Annotated in this window: 15 protein-coding genes; 12 read left to right on the top strand and 3 right to left on the bottom strand. The window is 71.8% G+C overall.

Features of this window, described 5'->3' with window-relative positions; translation table 11 throughout:
* The first annotated feature begins 33 nt into the window (after positions 1–33).
* The 4 genes from JNO44_RS41160 to JNO44_RS41145 all read left to right on the top strand — a co-directional run bounded on the left by JNO44_RS41160 (position 34) and on the right by JNO44_RS41145 (position 4,380).
* Entirely contained in the window at positions 34–1,215 is a 1,182-nt protein-coding gene (locus tag JNO44_RS41160; RefSeq protein ID WP_205369045.1) for a CaiB/BaiF CoA transferase family protein, read from the top strand.
* Positions 1,216–1,274: 59 nt separating this feature from the next.
* Positions 1,275–2,102, top strand: a complete 828-nt coding sequence (locus JNO44_RS41155; RefSeq protein ID WP_205369044.1) for an enoyl-CoA hydratase/isomerase family protein — start codon at positions 1,275–1,277, stop codon at positions 2,100–2,102.
* A 95-nt stretch (positions 2,103–2,197) separates the two neighbouring features.
* Complete coding sequence (locus JNO44_RS41150) at positions 2,198–3,364, top strand: acyl-CoA dehydrogenase family protein (RefSeq protein ID WP_205369043.1); 1,167 nt, start codon at positions 2,198–2,200, stop codon at positions 3,362–3,364.
* Positions 3,361–4,380 (top strand): acyl-CoA dehydrogenase family protein, encoded by a 1,020-nt coding sequence (locus JNO44_RS41145; RefSeq protein ID WP_205369042.1) that lies wholly within the window; start codon positions 3,361–3,363, stop codon positions 4,378–4,380. The genes JNO44_RS41150 and JNO44_RS41145 overlap by 4 nt, the downstream gene beginning before the upstream one ends.
* A gap of 12 nt (positions 4,381–4,392) precedes the next feature.
* Here the strand turns inward: JNO44_RS41145 and JNO44_RS41140 are convergent, their stop codons facing one another.
* Positions 4,393–4,905: a PadR family transcriptional regulator gene (locus tag JNO44_RS41140; protein ID WP_205369041.1), complete on the bottom strand. Its 513-nt coding sequence runs from the start codon at positions 4,903–4,905 to the stop codon at positions 4,393–4,395.
* A gap of 54 nt (positions 4,906–4,959) precedes the next feature.
* Here JNO44_RS41140 and JNO44_RS41135 point away from each other — a divergent pair, with 54 nt between their 5' ends.
* The 4 genes from JNO44_RS41135 to JNO44_RS41120 all read left to right on the top strand — a co-directional run bounded on the left by JNO44_RS41135 (position 4,960) and on the right by JNO44_RS41120 (position 10,335).
* A complete protein-coding gene (locus JNO44_RS41135; protein ID WP_205369040.1) occupies positions 4,960–5,676 on the top strand; it encodes a cysteine hydrolase family protein in 717 nt (238 codons plus the stop codon).
* Between the two features lie 57 nt (positions 5,677–5,733).
* A complete protein-coding gene (locus JNO44_RS41130; protein WP_205369039.1) occupies positions 5,734–6,285 on the top strand; it encodes a hypothetical protein in 552 nt (183 codons plus the stop codon).
* A gap of 552 nt (positions 6,286–6,837) precedes the next feature.
* Entirely contained in the window at positions 6,838–9,351 is a 2,514-nt protein-coding gene (locus JNO44_RS41125) for an SdrD B-like domain-containing protein (protein WP_205369038.1), read from the top strand.
* Between the two features lie 282 nt (positions 9,352–9,633).
* On the top strand, positions 9,634–10,335 hold the full coding sequence (locus JNO44_RS41120; RefSeq protein WP_235096159.1) for a hypothetical protein: 702 nt from the start codon (positions 9,634–9,636) through the stop codon (positions 10,333–10,335).
* Between the two features lie 7 nt (positions 10,336–10,342).
* Here the strand turns inward: JNO44_RS41120 and JNO44_RS41115 are convergent, their stop codons facing one another.
* Positions 10,343–11,680: a right-handed parallel beta-helix repeat-containing protein gene (locus tag JNO44_RS41115; RefSeq protein ID WP_205369037.1), complete on the bottom strand. Its 1,338-nt coding sequence runs from the start codon at positions 11,678–11,680 to the stop codon at positions 10,343–10,345.
* Between the two features lie 87 nt (positions 11,681–11,767).
* Between JNO44_RS41115 and JNO44_RS41110 the strand changes: the two genes are divergently transcribed.
* The 4 genes from JNO44_RS41110 (at position 11,768) to JNO44_RS41095 (ending at position 19,858) form a co-directional block, all read left to right on the top strand.
* Positions 11,768–12,925: a Dyp-type peroxidase gene (locus JNO44_RS41110; protein ID WP_205369036.1), complete on the top strand. Its 1,158-nt coding sequence runs from the start codon at positions 11,768–11,770 to the stop codon at positions 12,923–12,925.
* Positions 12,926–13,238: 313 nt separating this feature from the next.
* The gene (locus JNO44_RS41105) at positions 13,239–13,703 is read left to right on the top strand and encodes a hypothetical protein (RefSeq protein ID WP_205369035.1); all 465 of its coding nucleotides are present in this window, start codon (positions 13,239–13,241) and stop codon (positions 13,701–13,703) included.
* 5 nt (positions 13,704–13,708) lie between these two features.
* The gene (locus JNO44_RS41100) at positions 13,709–16,552 is read left to right on the top strand and encodes a tetratricopeptide repeat protein (protein WP_205369034.1); all 2,844 of its coding nucleotides are present in this window, start codon (positions 13,709–13,711) and stop codon (positions 16,550–16,552) included.
* A gap of 42 nt (positions 16,553–16,594) precedes the next feature.
* Positions 16,595–19,858 carry a DEAD/DEAH box helicase gene (locus tag JNO44_RS41095; RefSeq protein ID WP_338058603.1) on the top strand — a complete coding sequence of 1,088 codons (3,264 nt, stop codon included), beginning with the start codon at positions 16,595–16,597 and terminating at the stop codon, positions 19,856–19,858.
* Here JNO44_RS41095 and JNO44_RS41090 read toward each other — a convergent pair.
* Positions 19,852–20,544, bottom strand: a complete 693-nt coding sequence (locus JNO44_RS41090) for a transglycosylase SLT domain-containing protein (protein WP_205369033.1) — start codon at positions 20,542–20,544, stop codon at positions 19,852–19,854. The genes JNO44_RS41095 and JNO44_RS41090 overlap by 7 nt on opposite strands.
* Positions 20,545–20,563: the final 19 nt, after the last annotated feature.

Below are 20,563 nucleotides of genomic sequence, written 5' to 3'. Positions count from 1 at the left end.
GAAGCCGGCCCCGGCGGAGATCGGAGACATGCCATGTCGACAGGACGGGAAACGGACGGTGGCGTCGGTCCACTGGACGGCGTGCGGGTGGTCGAGCTGGCCAGCGTGATCATGGGCCCGTACGCGGCCCAACAGCTCGGCGACCTGGGGGCGGACGTGATCAAGGTCGAACCGCCGACCGGTGACCTGACCCGCCACTACCCGCCGACCCGCAACCCCGGGATGGGGGTGATGACCCTCAACCTCAACCGCAACAAGCGCAGCGTCGCCCTCGACCTCAAGGCCCCGGGCGGCCGCGACGCCCTGCTCGCCCTCCTCGCGAGCGCGGACGTCTTCCTCACCAACGTCCGCCCGCAGGCCCTGCGGCGCCTCGACCTGGCCTACGAGGACGTGGCGGCCGTCAACTCCGGCCTGGTCTACCTCAACGCCCAGGGCTTCCGCAGCGATTCCCCCCTCGGCGGGCACGCGGCCTATGACGACGTCGTGCAGGCGGCCTCCGGCCTGGTGTGGCTGAACGAACAGGTCAGCGGCGTCCCGCACTACGTCCCCACCGTGCTGGCCGACAAGATCTGCGGCCTGGTGATCGTGCAGTCGGTGCTCGCCGCGCTCCACCATCGCGACCGCACCGGCCAAGGCCAGCACGTCGAGGTCCCGATGGCCGACACCATGCTGGCCTTCAACCTCGTCGAGCACCTGGCAGCGGCGACCCTCAGCCCGCCCGAGGGGCCGATCGGCTACCCGCGGGCGCTCAGCCCCCGCCGCACGGCCTCCCGCACGGCGGACGGCTGGATGTGCATCCTGCCCTACAGCGACCGCAACTGGCGCGACTTCTTCGCCTTCGTGGGCCGCCCGGAACTGGCCGACGACCCGCGCTTCGCGTCGTACGCCGCGCGCGTCCACAACGCCGACGAACTCTACGTACTGGTCGGTGAGTTCACGACCCGGCACACCAACGCGCAATGGCAGGAGTTCTGCGACGCGACCAGCATCCCCGCCGCCCCGGTGCTGAGCCTGACGGAGGCCGCCACCAGCGCCTACGCCGCCGAAGGCGGTCTGCTCCGGGAGGCCGAACACCCCACCGAGGGCGGCTACCGCCTCATCGGCCAGCCCGTGCGCTTCTGGGCCACACCGGCCGGCCTGCACCGGCACTGCCCGCGGGTCGGCGAGCACACCGAGGAGGTCTTCGCCGAGATCGGCCACCGGCCGCCTTCCTGAGCCATCACCAGTCACCAGCAGTCACCAACACCCGTACCCGCGGACCGAATCGAGGCCCCGTGAACGAGCAAGCACCCCTGGACGAGCAGGCAGCGCCGAACGCGTGGGAACCGCTGCGCGTCGAGCACCGGCCGAACGGCGTCACCGTGCTCACCTTCGACAACCCCGACAAGCGCAATCCGATGACCGGACGGCTGACCGCACAGTGGCGGCGCGCCATGCGCTCCCTGCGCCAGGACCCCGACCTGCGCGCCCTCGTGATCACCGGCACCGGCCCCGCGTTCTGCTCGGGCGCCGACCTGGGGGAACTCGCCGACCGACACGGCCAGCCCCTGTCCGGCACCCGGGCCCAGCTGTCGGACTTCTACCGGACCTGGCTGACCGTCCGTGACCTGTCCGTCCCCACCGTGGCGGCCGTCAACGGCCACGCGGTGGGCGCCGGACTGGCGCTGGCCCTGGCCTGCGACCTGCGGTACGCCGCGGCGGAGGCGAAGCTCGGCGCGCCGTTCGTCCGACTCGGCCTGCACCCGGGCATGGCCACCACCGCCCTGCTCGCCGAGGCCGTCGGCCCGTCGAGGGCGCGGGAACTGCTGCTGACCGGGCGGCTGATCAGCGGAGCACGAGCCGCCACCATCGGCATGGTGCACGAGGCGCTGCCGGCCGACCAGGTGCTTCGGGCCGCGCTCGACGTGGCCGACGAGATCGCCGCCGCGGCCCCGCTGGCGGTCCGGCTGACCAAGAGCGGCCTGGCCCAGGGGCAGCCCACCGTCGAGCGGGCGCTGACCTGGGAGGGACTCGCCCAGTCGGTGACGACCACCACCGACGACTTCCGCGAGGGCGTCCAGGCCCGCCGGGAGCGCCGCCGCCCGCACTTCACGGGCGCCTGACCACCACCGCCGACGGTGTACCCGTCACTCCGTACACCCACCACTGCGTATACCCGTCACTCCGTACACCCACCATTCCGTCCGAGGAGCACCCGATGACCCTCTCCGACCTCGATCTCGGGGCCGTCCAACTTCCGCCCGAAGCAACCCGGTTACGACAGGAGGTGCGCGACTTCCTCGCCGCGGAACGGGCCGCCGGCACCGTCCTCGGTCGGCCCGACTCCTGGCTGACCGGCTGGGACCCCGCCTTCACCCGTCGCCTGGCCCGGCGCGGCTGGATCGGCATGACCCTGCCGCGGGCGTACGGCGGAGGCGGGCGCAGCAACCTCGAACGCTACGTCGTCATCGAGGAGTTGCTGGCCGCCGGCGCCCCGGTCTCGGCCCACTGGGTCGCCGACCGGCAGGCCGGGCCCACCATCCTGCGCCACGGCACCGAGGCGCAGCGGAACCACTTCCTGCCCCGGATCGCCGCCGGCGCGTGCTTTTTCTCGATCGGGATGAGCGAGCAGGACAGCGGGTCGGACCTGGCCTCGGTACGGACCCGGGCGGAGCGGACCGCCAACGGCTGGCGGTTGACCGGCACCAAGATGTGGACGGGCGGCGCGCACGTCAACGATCACGCGATCGTGCTCGCCCGGACCGACGAGTCCGAGGACCGCCACGCCGGGCTGAGCCAGTTCATCGTCGACCTGCGCGATCCGCACGTCCGGGTCGAGCCGATCCGTCTCCTCAGCGGCGAGCACACCTTCAACTACTGCCACCTGGAAGGCGTCGAGCTCACCGACGAGGCACTGCTCGGGCGCCCCGGTGACGGCTGGCGGCAGGTCACCGGCGAACTGGCCCTGGAACGCAGCGGTCCCGAGCGCTTCCTGTCCACGCTGCCGCTCCTTTCCGCCCTGGTGGGACAGTTGCAGCGGACCGGCGCGTGCAGTCCCGAGCAGCAGGCCCGGGTGGGCCGGCTCACCGCGCGCCTGGCGTCCATCCGGCAGCTGTCGTTGGGGGTGGCCGCGGCGCTGGCGGCCGGCCGCCCCGCCGACGTGCAGGCGGCCCTGGTCAAGGACCTCGGGACCCGCTTCGAGGGCGAACTCGTCAACGAGGTCCGCGAGATCCTGCCGATCGCCGCCCGCTTCGACGCCACCCGCGGCAGCTACCCCGAACTGCTGGCCACCGCCATCCTGCATGCGCCGGGATACACGCTGCGCGGCGGCACCAACGAAATCCTGCGCGGCATCATCACCCGAGGTCTGGAGCTGTCCCGATGAGCATCGAACCGTGCGCCGAGTCCGTCGCCGAACCCCTCTCCGAACCCCTCTCCGAACGCGCCGTCGACGCCCTGCCGCCGCTCGACACGGCCCCGACCGCCCTCGTGGCCCTGGCGCGGGAAGCCGGCTACCGCAGCACCCCGGCACCGCTCGCCGAGACGCTGCTCGTCGCACGCCCGCTGCTGGCCGCGGCCGGGCTCGCCGTCCCGGACGGCCAACTCACCGTGGCTGCCGGCCCGCTCGACGTGCGGTTCACCCACGTGGACACCGACAGCAGGGTCGGGCCGTCAGGGGCGGCAGGCACCGATGACGCCCTACGGGTCAGCGGCACGCTGCACCGGGTGCCGTGGGCCCGGGCCGCCGAAGCCGCGGTGGTGCTGACCGAGGGCCCGGGCGGCGGGCCCGTGCTCTTCCTCCTCGAAGCCACCGAGTGGCGGCAGGTGGCGGGCACCAACCTGGCGGGCGAGCCCAGGGACGACCTGGTGCTGCTCGACGTGGCCGTCCCCGCCGAGCGGGTCCGCCGCATTCCGGCCGCGCTGGTCCGGGAGGCTACATGGCGTTCCGGCCTGGCGCGGGCCGCCCTGATCGCCGGTGCGGCACGCCGCTGTGTCGAGTTGACGGTCGATCACACCTCCTCCCGTGTGCAGTTCGGCCGACCGCTGAGCCACTTCCAGGCCGTCAAGCAGGAGGAGGCCAAGCTCGTCGAGGAGGCGGCCCTGGTCGCCGCGGCCGTCGAGGCGGCCGCGTCCGCCCTGTCCGAGCCGGACTCCGCGGAGTTCACCGCGTGGCTCGCCGCCGCGCAGGCCGCCGCCTCGGTGGCCGAGATCACCCGCATCGCCCACCAACTGCACGGCGCGATCGGTTTCACCGAACTCAGCCCGCTCCGCCTGGCCACCACCCGCATGTGGTCCTGGCGCGACGAGGACAGCGGTGAACGGGCCTGGCAACAAAGGATCGGTCGGCACGTACTCGACGGCGGCAGCGGCGGGTTGTGGCAGCAGGTGACCGGCGGCTGACCCGAGGCCGAGTCAGGCCAACACCTCCCGAAGCCAGGACCTTTCCGCGCGGCTGGTGGCGCGGGCGATGGTGAGCATGCCGCGCCGGTAGGGGTCGTCGGTGTCGTCGCTACGCAGGGGGCGGTCGCCGTCGTGGAAGAAGCTCGCGGGCTGTTCCAGGAACTCCAGTCGGCGGCGCAGTACCGCGTGCTGGTCGGTGGTGTCGGGCAGTTGGGAGAGGAAGGCCAGGACCGTGAAGTACCGGGTGCTGTCGGTGATGTCGAGGCCGTTGGCATCCCGCAGTCGGCGCACCAGCTCGCGGCGGCCGGCGTCGGTCAGGCTCAGGGTGTGGCGCTGGGCGGCCGAGGTGCCCGGTTCGGTCCGTCGGTCGAGCAGCCCGGCACGGACCAGCCGATTGATCGCCGGGTAGAGGCTGCCGTCGCTGACCGGCCGGGCATGGCCGGACAAGTGCGCGATCCGGTGGCGCAGTTGATAGCCGTGCAGCGGCCCCTCGGCCAGGAATCCCAGGATGGCGAGTTCGAGCATGCTGCTACTCTCGCACATCGAAACGAGGTACCTCGAATCGATATAGGGGCAGGGATGACGTACACCGAGGAATGGGTGACCGCGCGGGCGCGCCACGCCTACGAGCACGGCCAGGCATCGTTCGACATACGACCCGAACGGACGGCGCTGCTGGTCATCGACATGCAGGACGAATTCGTCCGGCCCGGCTGGAGCCCCTACTGGGTGCCCGCGGCGACCCGGATGGCGCCCCGGCTGCGGCAACTGGTCGAAGACTGCCGGGACGCCTCGGTCCCGGTGATCTGGACGATCTTCGACGACACCCATCTCGGACTGGACCGGCCACACGCCCTGCGCTTCCTCCCGCACGCCGACACCGACTGGCGCCGACCGGGCCCCGCCGAGGTCTGGGGCCGGATGGGGCGCCGCCCCGACGAGGTCGTGATCCGCAAGCCGTCGTATGGGGCGTTCTACGACACCCCGCTCGACACCGTGCTGCGCAACCTCGGCCGTGACACGGTCATCGTCACGGGAACGCTCACCAACTACTGCTGCGGCACCACGGCTCGGCAGGCGTATGAACGCGGCTACCAGGTCGTCTTCGGATCCGATGTCACGGCCACCGACGACGAGTCCCGGCAGGAACCCGAACTCGCCGTTCTGCGCAAGGGCTTCGCGCGCGTCCTGACCGCCGCGGAGATCACCGACCGACTGGCCGCGGCCGCCCCGGCGCCGGACGACGGGGCGCCGATCTGCCCGACCGGGCACGCGCCGAGGACGTCACGGCGCTGACCACCGGACACGCGCAGCGACGCGCACTCCTGGTCCGGCGGCCCGCCGGCTCCGGCCATGACGAGCCGTGCCGGCAACCCGTCCGCGCAGCTCACCGGGGGGCAGGCCGAAGCGTCCCTGATCAGCCCGTCCGCTCTGGGCGCCCAGTGGAACCCCGCGGCCGGCGGCGGCACCGGACGGCAGGGCGCCCTGCTGCGCCCGTCAGGGAACAAGGCGATCGCACGGGTCGTCCGGACGTCGCTGCCGAAGGCCGGTGATGACCGGTTCGGCGTGCGGATGTCCATGGTCACCACCGTGCAGGGCCTCAAGGCCACCCTGGCGCTCGAAGCGGCCGCCGCACGGATCGGTCCCAACGCCATCTCCGTGACCAACGGCGGGCTCGGCGGTGCCGGCCATGCGGATACCCGGCAGGCCATCCAGAGCCGGCGCGCAACGCCTCCAGAGATCCTCGGACTCGGCGTGGCACTGTCGGCGGCCAACGCCAAGAACGCCCCGCTCACCCTCGCCGCGGGCGCGTCGATCAGCGCGGCCGGAATCCCCGTGCCCCAACAGGCCGGGACACTCGCCGTCTTCGTGCTCGTCGCCTCGGTCGGTGTCCTCGCGTCCTGAGTGCGTCGGCGAGCAGCCGTCGGGTGGGCAGGGCGTCCGGTCACCGACGGAACCGGATCCGGTCGGCATGTCAATGTCGCAATGTCAATGTCGCACATTCTTGCGGTCGCTATTATCCGCCGCTCGGGACTATCGCGGCTCCCGATGAATGTATGGATTCTGCTGGTGCCGGCGCGACTTCGGCGGATAACATATCGCGCGCTGCTCGCGATGGCGGTTGGTGAGATCGGCGGTGGGGGCGAGGGTGCCGTGATTGAGCTGCGAAAATGCACCACCCGGGGCGGTTCTTCCCGAGGCGCTCAACGCGCGTTCACCTTTCCTGGCCTGCGACGCTTACGGCGTGCCCGCAATACCTGCAAACGATCAACGTAAAGCGGTCCACGCAACAGCAGTGGGCCCTTTTTCTTTTCCGCGATGTTCGCGACCGGCGTCCCCGTTCGGGGCCCGTGAAGTGGGCGTGCGGCGAGACGAGGGGCTGCGTTTTCATGACAAGAGACACGACAAGGAACATGACAAGAGGCATGACGAGAGAAGTGTGGGGAGTGTGATGCCATGAACCGAGTCGGCAGAGACTCGCGCCGCTCGGCCCGCGGGCTCGTGGAGCCGCTGGCGCGCGTGGGGTTATCTGTTCTGTTGTTGGCGGGCGGCGCCGTGGGAGCGACGGCCGGACCCGCCGTCGCTTCAACCACCGACGGCACGCTGACGGTTGAGGTGCTGCGCGACTTCTTCGGCACCGGCGTGATCAACACGACGATGGACGTGCCGCAGCGGGGCATGAAGGTGGAGATCTCCGACCCCGCCGGGCACCATGTCACCGGCGTCACGGATGCCACCGGAAAGGTCGTGGTGTCGCGGTCGAAGGTGCTGAACGGCGGCCGTTACCGCGTCGATGTCAGCGTCCCGGCACCGTACAGCGACTATCTGCGGGCGGCGCCCGCGTCGACAGTGGGGAACCACTTCGACAGCTTCACGTCGTTCGTGGACGTGTCGGGCGGAAAGAACGCCTCGGTGGTGACGGGGGTGTGGGATCCGGCCGACTACGCGCTGCCGGACTCGCGGTATTTCGTTCCGGTACAGAACGGCGCCAGCGGATCCGACACCCGGGCACTGGTGGCGTTCGGGACGAAGACCCGAGGCACCTGTCCCACCGGTGTGTCGTGCCCGACCACGCTGGCCACGCAGGCCCAGGTGGGCACGACGTTCGGGTTGGCGTACGACAAGTACCGGAGCCGGCTGTTCCAGAGCGCGTTCGCCCGCCGGTACGCCCCGTACGGACCGAAGGGCGGTGGCGCGATCTATACGGTGCCGGTCAACGGCGGGGGCGCGCCCAAGCTGTTCGCGCAGGTGCCGGGCGCTGCGGTGACGCCGCACGACACCGGCAACATGATCAAGGATCCCGGGTTCACCGACGCACCGGGCAAGGAGAGCGTCGGTGGCCTGGCCCTGTCGGAGGACGGCGGCACGCTGTACGCGGTGAACCTGCGCACCCGCAGCCTGGTGAGCTTCGACGCAACAGGAGCCACCGCCTCGGCGCCCGAGGCGACGGTGCGGATCCCGGACCCGGGGTGCGCGAGTCCCGGCGACTGGCGGCCGTTCGGCCTCGCCACCCACGACAACACGCTGTACGTCGGCGGCGTGTGCACCGCGGAGAGCACGCAACAGCGCGCGGATCTGAAAGCCGTCGTCTACACCTACGACGGCAAGCGGTTCACGACGGTGCTGACCCACCCGCTCACCGACAGGCGCGGCACCGTCTTCACCGGTGCCGGCGACGTCGCCCAGGCCACCCACTGGAACCCGTGGAACACCACCCTGGCCACGTGGGACGAACGGAAGGTGGGCGGCGCCTTCATCGATCCGCAGCCGGAGTTCGCCTCCCTCGCCTTCGCCCGCGACGGTTCGATGATCCTGGGTTTCCGCGACCGGTTCATGGACGTCCTCAGCGCGAAGGGGCTGGACCCTCGCCCGCTGAACAACACGCCGGAACTCGGCATGTCCGGTGGTGACATCACCATGGCCTGCGCCGGCCCCAGCGGCGGATACGCGTGGGAAGGCACCGGAAACTGCCCCAACCACGCCAACCGCGCCACCGACGGCGGCCAGGGCAACGGTGTCGTCGAATACTTCCCGGGCGACTTCTTCGCCGGCGGGCACCAGGAGACCGCGCTGGGGTCGGTGGCCTACATTCCGCAGCAACAGTGGGTCGTCAGCACGGAGTTCGACCCGACCGTCAACATCGAAACCGCCGGGACCGGTTACTACGACATCACCACCGGTCAGGGCCCGGGCAACGCTCCGACCGCCAACGCGTACCAGTTCATCGGTCAGGAACAGAACGGGTTCGGCAAGGCCGGTGGGCTCGGTGACATCGCGTACGCGGCGGCGAACGCGCCGATCCAGATCGGCAACCTCGTGTGGTTCGACGGGGACCACAACGGGATCCAGGACCCGGCGGAGGTGCTGCTGCCTGGGGCGACGATCAACCTGCTGGACGCGGGCGGCAAGCGGGTCGCCACGACCAGGACCGATGCCGCCGGCGAGTACTACTTCGGCGGTGTCGGCGCCGCGTACCAGCTCACGCCGGGCGCGACATACACGGTGCAGTTCGACGTGTGTACCGCGGACACCGGCAAGGTGCCCGGCCGGCCCGCGGCGAGTGAGCTGCGGTTCACGCTCCCGCGAGCCGGTGCCAACCGTGCGCATGACTCCAATGTGACGCCGCCGACCACCGGTCGGTTGTGCAACGGCTACGCACCGGTCACGGCGCCGGACAAGCCGGGCGGCGTCGATCACACGATCGATGCCGGGGTGTACATCCCGAAGGCAACCCCAACACCAACACCGACCCCGACCCCAACACCGACCCCGACACCGACCTCGCCACCGGCCTCCACGCCGCCGTCACCCGCGTCGCCCGCCAGCCCGGCCCCGGCCGGCGGCACGGGTTCGCTGGCGCACACCGGTACGTCGGGGCTGCCGAAGATGATGGGCCTCGCCGGTCTGCTGGTGGGGGCGGGCCTGGTCATCGCGTTCCTGAGCCGGCAGCGTCGCGCCCAGAAGCACTGAAACGAACCGAACAACAGTGATCTGCCCGCCCGCGATCCGGAGGGCGCGGGCGGGCAGATCACGTCTCGGCCGGTCCACGAGGGCCGGCCCCGGCGCCGTCCGCCACCGGACTGCCGAGTGTCGCCGCAACCGCACGCCGGCCGACCAGTGGGGTGAGGGAGAGGGGAAATCAGAAGAGTGTCAGCGTCGAGCCGCGTGCGGAGCGCGAGAATCCGGCAGGCTCCACCGCGCCGTGCGGCTGACCGGCGCCGATGGCTGCGGCCGCGCTGGGCGGCCGCCGTCATCGTCGCGGCGGCCGTCGCGGCGGCCGCGTTCCTGGTCGCCGGCGGCGGCTCCGGCGCCAGCGGTCCGCGCGCACTGACCTCGGACGAGGCGAACCGGCTGGCGATCACCCGGTTCCGCAACTACGAGGCGCACGGCCGCGCGGTGACGATCACCGTGCCGGGCACCGCCGGCGGGCTGATCGTCACCGGGTCCGTCGACTACCGGGGCAAAGCCGGTTACGGCGTGGTGCACGGCACCGGGCGCGACACCTCCAGCGACGGGTTGATCGAGTGGACGGCTACCTCGGTGTTCGTCCACCCGACGGCGCACGCCCCCGCGCACGCCCCCGCGTCGCCGCCCCGCTCGGGCTGGTACGGCCGTCCGCTGCAGTCGTCCGGCAGTTCGCTGGACAGTGCGTTGGCCATCGCGCTCCGGCTCGGCAGCGACCGGCCGGACAACGCCGAACTGCTGCCGCAGAACGGCGCCGCCTGGCGGGGACGGGACGAGGTGGACGGGCATCGGGTGGACGTCATGACCGGGCCGTCCTCCCGTGACCGCTCCGGTACCGGGGGCAGCGTGCGCTACTGGGTCGGCTCGGACGGCACCATGTACCGGGTCCGTGTCGACGTGGGGTCCGCGTCGCAGCCGGTGGTCATCGATTTCGACACCCAGAAGTACGTTCCGGTCAAGGCGGTGCCCGGAGCCGCCCCGACGCGGTAGCCGCTGTTCAGGAGGTCCCCACCCGTGCGTGCGCGGCGAGCAGGGACACCGACGGCAGCGGGATGCCTGCCGTGTCCGGTAGGGCCGGAACGGCCGGGACAGCGGTGGCGCCCGTAGTGGCGGCGTGGGGGAACTGCGGCTGTGGACCAGGTGCCGCGACCTCGGTGAACGGGATGCCACCGGGTGCCGTCGGCATCGCCCACCTGCCGGCCGGCGAGGGCGACTTGGCCGGGAGCGGGCAGGACGCGGCTGCCGCGAGCCCGGCCGGCACGGTGGTCCGCAGGGCGTTGCCGCGCAGACAGTTGTCCCGTCCCCGGGTGGCGGTGGGGAACGTCCAGCCGACGTCGACGCCGTTGCCGGTGAAGGTGTTGTCCACGATCTGGTTGCCGACCGGAGCCATGTCGGCGGTTGCGGTGATCACCAGCCCGGCGTTGCTGTTGTCGGCGATGCGGTTGCGGATGAACTGGTTGTCGCTGCCGCCGTCGATGCCGACGCCGGTGCCCCACCCGCCGTCGGCCTGCTCCGGGGTGGCCTTCTGCTGGTTGGCGGCGATCAGATTGCCCGCGATGACGGCGCCCCGCTGCGGGAGCAGCTTCTCCTGGTGGTCGGAGTCGGTGGTCAGGCCGACCCGGTTACCGACAAGGCGGTTGCCGACCACGTACATGTCGCCACTGGCGTTGGTGCCTTCGTAGCCGACCGCGTTGAGTTCGGCGACGTTGTCCCGCACCACGATGTGACACGGCTTGCACTGCCCGACATAGATCCCCGAGTCGGCCCCGCCCGACGCGTACGAATGCTCGATGACACCGTTCTGCGCGGAGAACGCGTAGATGCCGTACAGGCCGTTGCGGGTCGCGGTCACATGCGAGACCAGGAACGACTTCAGGAAGGTGACGGGCTCATCGCCGGTGTCGTAGCCGCCGGAATGCCCCGGCAGCCCGCCGGCCGCCTTCGCCGAACCGGTGACCAGCACCCCGTTCTGCGTGTTGTTCTGCACGGTCAGGTTCTGCACGGCCACCCCGGGCGCCGCGACGACGACACCGTTCGGCTGCTGCAACCGCCCGTCGATGACGACCTTGTCCCGGGACGCGCCGCGCAGGGTGATGCGAGCCGTGCCGATCTTCACCGACTCGTGGTACACGCCCGGAGCGACCAGCACCAGGTCACCGGGCCGGGCCAACGACACCGCAGCCGAGATCGTCGGGGCATCGGCCGGCACGCGGATCGTCACCTGCGCGCCGGCCGGACGCCGGCCGCTGCCCGATCCACCGTCGCCGCCGCAGCCGACCACGAGCGTCAGCGTGCCCAGCACCGCGGCCACCACGCGAAGACCTAATCGAGGCATGATCCCAGTCTGGCACGACGGCCAATTCCCCGCCAGAATAAGGAGGTTGACCGACACGCACGATTCGGGTGTGGCACTCTGCACACCATGCACCGTGCCGATCAGCACCCGTCACGCCGCACGTTCCTCGATGTCACCGGCGCCATGGTGGCCGCCGGTCTGACCGCCGGGTGCACCTCGGACTCCGCCCAGCCGGGCCGGCACGCCCCTTGCGCGGCGGCCACACCCATGCCGGTTCCGGCGACGGGCCGGCACCAGGCAGGCATCACGCTCCCGCAGCCGGCCCAGCCCAACCTGCTCGCCGTGGTCGCCGACCTCGCCACCCCCGCGGCCGCCGGTCCGCTACTGGCCGAACTCGGCCAGGCCATCCGCACACTCACCACGGGGACCGACCCTCGACTGCTGGGCCTGCCGCCGGGCGACCTCACCGTCACCGTCGGCGTGGGCCCCCGGCTGGTGCGCACGGCCGGCGCCGCACTGCCCGGCGCGGCCGACCTCCCGCAATTCTCCCGCGAACGGATCGCCCCACCGGCACGCGGCGGGGACCTGCTGATACAGGTCTGCGCCAGCGACCCGCTGCTCCTGCCGGTCGCCGCCGCCGCGCTCCTGGACCAGGCCGGTGACCGCATCCACGAACGCTGGCGGCAGTCCGCACGCCGCGGTACGAACGTGCCGGTCGGCAACGGCCTCACCGCGCCGCGGAACCCGCTCGGTTTCATCGACGGCATCGTGGGCCCGCACACGACCGCCGAACAACAACGCGACCTGTGGCTGGCCGGGCCCCCCGCGGTCGCCGGCGGCACCCTCGCTGTACTGCGGCGCATGGAACTCGACCTGCCGCGGTTCGCCGCCCTGCCCGTAGCCCGGCAGGAAGCGGTCTTCGGGCGGCGCCGCGCCACCGGCGTCCCCCTCTCCGGCGGCACCGTCGCCACCAGCCCCGAACTCGGCGCCAAGACACCGGACGGACGCTACCTCGTCCCCGCGGACGCCCATGTGCGCAGGGCGAACCCCGCCGTGGTCGGCACCGGCCTCATGCTCCGCCGCTCCTACAGCACCGACGAGCCCGCCCCCGGCCTGCTCTTCATCAGCTTCCAGAACGACCTGCGGACCTTCACCGCCACCCTCACCCACATGGACATCTCCGACGCACTGCTGCAATTCACCACCACAACCGCCAGCGCGACATTCCTGATCCTCGCCGGCTTCGACCGACAACACCCGCTCGGCTCAAGGCTGTTCGGCTGAACACGCGGTGCCACGTCATCAACTGCACTGAGAACGTGCACGGTTCGCACTACCGACTGGCGTTCCAGCCAGGTTGAACTTCACCGACGAAGAAGCCCCACCTGGCCATGGGGCGTCGACGAGCAGGACCGCGTGCAGCGCATCAAGGAGAAGCCGTCTCCACCGACTGGCAGCACGTGACCACCTCCTTCGCCAGCCACGTCCGCATTCAGTTCCTCAGTCAGGCGTGGGCGGTGCAGGCGCGGTCGTCTCACCGGCGGCGCCATGGCTGGTCGCCAGGGCCGATGGATAATGTCCTTTCACGGAAGCGATCATGGGATCGCAGGGCGAGGGGGACATGATGCTGGAGGAACTGATTCTGGCCGGGGGAACCACCGTGGTCGGGGCCATGGCCACGGACTCCTGGGCGGTTGCGCGTGGCGGGATCGCGAGGCTGTTCCGCCGTCGCGGGCAGGACCAGCAGTCGGCCATCGAGGCCCAACTGGACAATCACGTGGCGCTGATCGAGCGGGCCGGCGACACCGAGCGGGTGCGCCAGAGCCTGCTTCCCGTGTGGCTGCTGGAGCTGGAGTCGCTGCTGGACGAGTACCCGGACGCCGCCGGTGACCTTCAGGAGCTGATCGGCGAGATCCGGGACCGCCTGCCCGAGGACCAGCGGGCATGGGTCCAGAACAACGTCGCGAAGGACGGTGGTCAGGTCTTCGCGGTCCAGGGTGGCAACGTCATCGTGCACCAGACGGCACCTGGACGGAGGGACGGCAGCGGAGAGGCGCATTGAGCCGCATGGATTCCGGGCCCGGGCAAGTCGTCCGCGTCGAGAACGGTTTCGGGTACGGCGTCATCGGTGCCGATCTGCACGTCTTTCCCGACCGGGGGCCGGTCTACCTGCTCTCCGAGTACGGTCAGCCCGCCGGCCCCGCGGGTCGGGACGCCGCGTGGCTGACCGCCCAGCCCAGCCGCCTGCTCAACGCCCGTTTCCAGGTCGTGGACTTCACCGGCCGCGACCGGGAGCGGGCCGGACTGGCCGCATGGCGGGACGGCGACGGCCCGCGCCTCGCGGCCACCTGGCTGCACGGCCCCGGCGGGCAGGGCAAGACCCGGCTGGCGGCCCGGTTCGCCGCCGACAGCGCCGCGGCGGGCTGGAAGGTCGTCACGGCCACCCATGGCTCCGGGACGATCCGACCGAGCCCGGGAAGCCAGGACCTGCGCCTCGACGGTGCCGCCGGGCTGCTACTGGTCGTCGACTACGCCGACCGCTGGCCGCTCTCCCACCTGACCTGGCTGCTGAGCAACCAGCTGCTCCACCGTCCGCTGCCGACCCGGGTGTTGCTCCTGGGCCGGTCGGTCGCCCCCTGGCCCGCCGTGCGGGCCGCCCTTGAGGAGGCGGAGGCAGCCACGGAAGACCTGGCGCTGCCCCCGCTCGACGACCGGGGCGGTGAACTCGGCGTGCGGCGGGCCATGTTCCTCGTCGCCCGGGACTGCTTCGCGGCCCGCTACGGACTCGCCGACCCGTCCGTCATCGAACCGCCCGGCTATCTGCACCGGCCGGACTTCGGGCTCGTCCTGGCGCTGCACATGGCCGCTCTGGTGGCGGTCGACGCCCACACCCGGGGCAGCCGGCCCCCGCAGGACATGGCGGGCCTGTCCGCGTACCTGCTCGACCGCGAACGCCGGCACTGGACCCAGCTCTACGAGAACCGCCTGGAGGGCCTGGACTACACGACACCGCCCGGTGCCATGGGCCATGTGGTCTTCACCGCAGCCCTCACCGGAGCCACCACGTACGCGAACGGCACCGCACTGCTGAGCAGTCTCGGCCTGGAGCATCCCGGACGGCTGCTGGCCGACCACACCACGTGCTATCCGGCAGCGGAGTCCGGCGCCGTCCTGGAGCCGCTCTATCCCGACCGGCTCGCCGAGGACTTCCTCGCCCTGAGCCTCCCCGGGCACGACGCCACCGGCTATCCCGCCGCGCCCTGGGCGGCGGACACCACCCGCACGCTCGTCGCCCGCGACGGGCAGGGCGCGCCGCCCGGGCACACCGCGCGCGTGCTGACCTTCCTGGCCTCGGCGGCGGCGCCGCACCGCTGGCCGCACGCGGTCCGGCACCTCGAAGCCGTGCTGCGCGCCGACCCGGCCCTCGCCCTCGCCGCGGGCGCCGCCGCGCTGAGCGCGCTCGCCGCCTGCGACCTCGATACCGCCGTGTTGGAGGCGATCGACGCGCACATTCCCGGGCGCGGCCAGGTGGACCTCGACGCCGGGATCGCGGCCTTCACCCAACGCCTCACCCGCCATCGGCTCGCCGCCACGGACGACCCCGCCCAACACGCCCGGCTGCACCAGAACCTCGGGTTCCGGATGGCCCGGGCGGGACACCGCGAGGAGGCCATGGCGGCCACCGAACGGGCGGTCGACATCTTCCGGCAGTCGGCGGTCGCCGAACCTGCCGCGCACGAAGCCGAACTTGCCGCAGCACTGGTCCAGTTGAGCGGATGTGCCGCCCAACTGGACCTCACCGACGCGAGCTGCCGGGCGGCCGAGGAAGCGGTTGCCATCTTCAGGCGACTGGCCGCCGCCGACCCCGAAACCCATGAACCGGGCCTGGCGCTCTCCCTCGTCCAACTCGGTGACATCATGACGGAGACGCGAAAACAGCAGGAGGCCCTGGCTGCCGCCCAGCAGGCCGCGGGGATCTTCCACCGGCTGGCGGTGGAAGATCCCGCGGTTTACGAACCGGGCCTGGCAGTGGCCCTGTCCAATGCGGCCGTCGCCTCCTTTCGACTGCGTCGCTGGACGGACGCCCGCACCGCCGCGGAGCGGGCCGTCGAGACCATCCGACGGCTGGTGGCCGCCGAGCCCGCGGCGCACCTGTCCGACCTCACCCGCTCCATGGCCGTGGACGAGTCCGACCTGGCGGTGTCCCTGGGCAATCTGGGGGTCTATCTGTGGGGCGCCCGCTGTCGCGAGGACGCGCTGTCCGCTTTGAGGGAGGCCGCCGGGATCCACCGGAAGCTGGCCGCCGTCAACCCCACCGCCCATGAACCGGAGTTGGCCGGAGTCCTTTCCACCCTCGGCTCCTACCTCTCGCGCAGCGGGCACAAGGAGGAAGCCCTGGCCGTCACCGGGGAGGCCAGGGACGTATATCAGCGGCTCGCGGCGGAACGCCCTGCCCGGTTCGAGGAACTGCTGCGCAAGGCACGCACGTCATACGAGGCCGTACGGAACCAGCAGACCTGCCAGGCCGACGGGAGACCCCGGTCCTGGACCATGGAGGAGCACTACGTGACCCTCCTCAACCAGGACGAGGTCTGGCAGGACGCCCAGGACCGCCGCCACCGCCTCGACGACATGGAGCCGCGGTACTGCGGCAATGTGCTGCGCTTCCTCCTCCGGCAGGCCGACGACATCTTCGCGACGCTGGTGGACGGGCTGGCCGCCTCCCCCGAAGCACTGGGCCGCTGGGAGGGCGAGGACGCCGGGGCGTGGCTCGCTCGGCAGCCGCTCGCGGTGGCACTGCGCCGTCGCTCCGAGGGCAAGCCCGCCCGGTCCGGGCTCTGCTACTGCGGATACGCGATCCAGCCCGGATGGAATCATGACCATTGCCACCCGGGCATCATCGTCGACTGACACACGCGGCCGGCCGGGCCGGCAAGGCAAGGGGGGAAACTCGTGGTGGAGACGGCCGAGTTCGGCCAGACGGTCGTGGAAGTGGTGCAGGAACGCTGGGGCGTCGCACTGCAGGGCACCGGGCTCATCGACCGCTTCACCGAACCGGGGTGGAGCTACGAGGAGGAGGTGCCCCGCACCTGTCCGGAGTGCGACGGGCGTATGTACGCGCTCCGCAGGCCGTACGAGTCGGGCGGGCGGGTCTACCGCTACGTGGCCGTCGTCTGCCCGGTCTGCCCCGCGGCGTACACGCTCGCCGACCTCGGCGTGAAGACCTACGACAAGCTGTGGCCGCGGCCCACGGCGAAGAAGACCGCGGCCCCGCGGCTCAAGGTGACCGGACCGGAGCTCGTCGCCAGCGTCGAGGAGGCGCTCCTCGGCCCCTGTCCCGTGGAACCCGGTGTCACCCTCACCCCCCTCACCCCCTTCAGGGTCATCGCCGCTTCCACAGGACCGGCCTGGCCCGCGGACCTCCCGGTGCCGAGGGAGAGCGAGCAGCGCCGCCTGTGGTGGTGCAAGGTGACCGACCCGGCCTGGCGACCGCCCGACCAGGCGGTCTCGGCGGCCGACGACGTCCGCGTCATCCTCCCCGAGGGCCCCGCCTTCGACGACCTGCGCGCGCACCTGGCAGCCCACGGCATACCGTTCCGCAGCGCCCGGCACTGGATGGAGGGCGAACAGGTCGGCACCGTATCCGAGCTCGGCGCCGCCACGGGGCTGGTGGCCCACCCGGTCCGCACGTTCTCCGCCAAGGGATCCCCGATGCCGCCCGCGCCCGTCGCGGGCCCCGGGGCCCATGCGGCCCGGGATGCGTTCGCGGCCCAGTGGGACGCCCTGGAGGACCTGCCGGCCGCCGGCGACGTCCCGTACATACCGGTGACCGACCTCGTTCCCGAGGAATGGGCCGGCCTGCTGCCGTACCCCACCTTCAACCCCGCCCAGACCGACGCCGTTCCGGCGGTGATGGACAGCGACGACCACCTGATCGTCGTCGCCCCGACCGGAGCGGGCAAGACGCCGATCGGCATGGTCGCCGCACTGCGGGCGCACGCCCGCGGCCGCAAGGCGGCCTGGCTCGTGCCCCAGCGGTCGCTGACCGACGAACTCGACCGCGAACTGGAGAACTGGCGACGGCACGGGCTGGAGGTCGTCCGGCTCACGGGCGAGTACGCCGTCGACACCCAGCTCATCCGCGAGGCCGACATCTGGGTCGCCACCACCGAGAAGTTCGAGGCGATCTGCCGGAACGGATCGCTGGGCGGCGCCCTCGCCGAGGTCGGCGCTCTGGTCGTCGACGAGATCCACCTGCTCGGCGACCCGGGGCGGGGCGCCGTGCTGGAGGCCGTCCTGACGAGGGTGCGCGAGGACAGCGCCCAGACCCGCATCGTCGGGCTCTCGGCGACCGTGGCCAACGCCGACCAGGTCGCCGCATGGCTGGGGGCCCGGCTGATCCGCACCTCGTGGCGGCCCACCCGGCTGACCTGGCAGATCCCCATGCTCCCCGCGCCGCGCGACGGCGAACGATCCACGCAGGCCGTCACCGCCCGCACGGACGCGGCCGTGCAGTTGGCCCGGTCCTTCACCGACGAGGACGGCAGCGTGCTCGTCTTCTGCAGCAGCAAGCGCGGGGTGCGTGCGACGGCACTCGCCCTCGCCGCGGACCGGGGCGTGCCGACGCGGGGCGTCGACGCGGACGACACGGAACGCGTCGAGCGGCTGTGCACCAGCGCCGGCGTGGGGCTGCACTACCGCGACTGGCCGTTCAAACGCGAGGCCGAACGCGCCTTCCGGGCCCGCGAGATCGACGTCCTGGTCGCGACCTCCACCGTGGCCGCCGGAGTGAACCTCCCCGCCCGCGCCGTCGTCGTGCGCGACGTCCGGCTGGGCCGGAACCGGATCGAAGTGTCCATGGTGCAGCAGATGTTCGGCCGCGCCGGGCGGGTCGGCGCGGGAGAACGGGAGGGCTGGGCCTTCCTGCTGGCGGACGAGACGGAACGCCCGGAGTGGCAGGCCCGGCTGACCGCCGGCTACACCGTGCGCTCCCGCATCGGCGACCGGCTGCCCAACCACCTCCTCGCCGAAGTGGTGCAGGGCCGCGTGGGCTCGATGAAGGAGGCCGAGGACTGGTGGACCGACACGTTCGCCTTCCACCAGGGGCACGACAGCGTCGAACCGCTCCATGACGCGGCGCTTCAGCTGGCGGAGGCGGGGTTCCTGCGCATCGCTCCCGGCCCCCAGGGCGCGGAGTTCCTGGAGGCCACCGAACCGGGCATGCTGACCAGCCGCTTCATGGTCGACGCCGAGCTCGCGCACGAGCTGTCCGAAGCCGTGCGCGGGGTGCGGGTGCCCGAGGACCCCGACCACGCCGAGGCTCTCCTGACCGAGCTGCTGAGCATCCAGCTCCCCGAACTGGCGGAAGCGGCCTTCAGCGACCGGGCGCGCGCCACGCTGCGGCGGGTGCTGCACCATCAGGGCCGCGCGGAGCGGCTGGAGCACGACCGGGGGCTGCCGGACAAGGACGAGGGCCTGCTGCCGGGCGAACTGGCCCACGCGGTGCTGCTGTTGGTCGCCAGGAGCCCGCAGCTGTTCGGCGCACGCGGCGGATACGTGCTCGGCATCCCGACCGACAGCCTGACCGGCATCCTGGACGAGGCCCAGCGCTACCTGGCCTGGCTGGGAGCCCAGGGCGAGCTGGGCACCGTCCACCCCTGGGCGGCCGTCGTGGCCGCGGACCTCGCCGAGCGCATCCGCTGGCGCGCCCTCGGGCCCGGTCGCGGCGCCGGTCGACTGCTGTGGATGTGCGGGCGGATGGCCACGCCGCAGCTCGCCACTCGGCTCGTCCCGCGCATGTGGCGTGCGGCGCGGGACCGGGGCGTCGGCGCCCCGGACTGGACGGGCACCACCCCACCGCGCGACAGCGCGCTCGCACCGGAGCGCTACCAGGCACTGCTGAAAGTGCGGGCCACCGGCGCCGCATTCACCTCGCACCCCGGCTCCGTGCGCGTCGAGGCACCGCACGGTGCGGTGATCTGCCTGTGGGACGGCGCGACGACCGTCCGGTACGCGGCGGACGGCCAGTCGGCCCGCCTGGAGTACCCGCCCGCAGCCCCCGACGACCCCTCGACGGGCCGACGGGGAGCAGCGGTCTTCACCCACGGCGACCGCTTCGCCGCCGGCTGGCTCGCGGCCTACAACGGGGTCGGGGATGACGAGGTCGCGCTTGAGGATCTCGCTGGTGGGGCCTCAATAGAGAGGGAACCTCAATAGGGATGGGGCGGCAGGTTCGGATTCGCCTGCTGCACGCGTGAGATGTCGCCGTATCTGCGCCAGATGTAGTTGATCGCCGCCGAGATGTTCGCCACGGGATCGTAGATGTGCTCGGAGGTCCCTTCCTGGTGGTTCTCCGCGAAGGTCTCGGCGGTCACCTGGGCATACCCGCGAGAGCAGTTGAACCGCGCGCCATCCACCTGGACCGGGCCCTTCGCATTGACGTCGGCCGTGTTCACCGCGTTCGCATTGAAGGACGACTCCCGGAACATCAGGGTCAGAAGATTCGCGCGGTTCTTCACCCCGGTCACCCAGGTCGGCGGTGCACCGGTCATTTCGCAGGCCGTCACCGCAAATCCCTGTGCCGTGGCCTCGTTCTTGGGGACGTTGGTGTTCTTCACGAAGCGGACCACGTCCGTGGCGATCGCCCCCGGATGCCGGCAGGCCACCTCGAATCCCGCCTGGTGACCGAGCTTCGTCAGGGAGGCGCACCCGGGGAATCCGTCGGCTTGCTTGTCCGTGAAACCGAGTGTGCGCTGCCAGGCGGCGTACGCGGCCCTGGTCTGGTCGTCGAAGACTCCGGTGGCACCCTGCGGAATGCTGAACCCCGCCGCGATCAGGGCATCTTGGGTGGACCGCACATCATCGTTGCGCTTGCTGAACCGGACATTGGAGAGCGCAACCATCGTGCCTCCTTGACGGATT

Source organism: Streptomyces noursei (genome assembly GCF_016917755.1).
Classification (GTDB): Bacteria; Actinomycetota; Actinomycetes; order Streptomycetales; family Streptomycetaceae; genus Streptomyces; species Streptomyces yunnanensis.
This window is presented reverse-complemented; position numbering and strand designations above follow the sequence as displayed.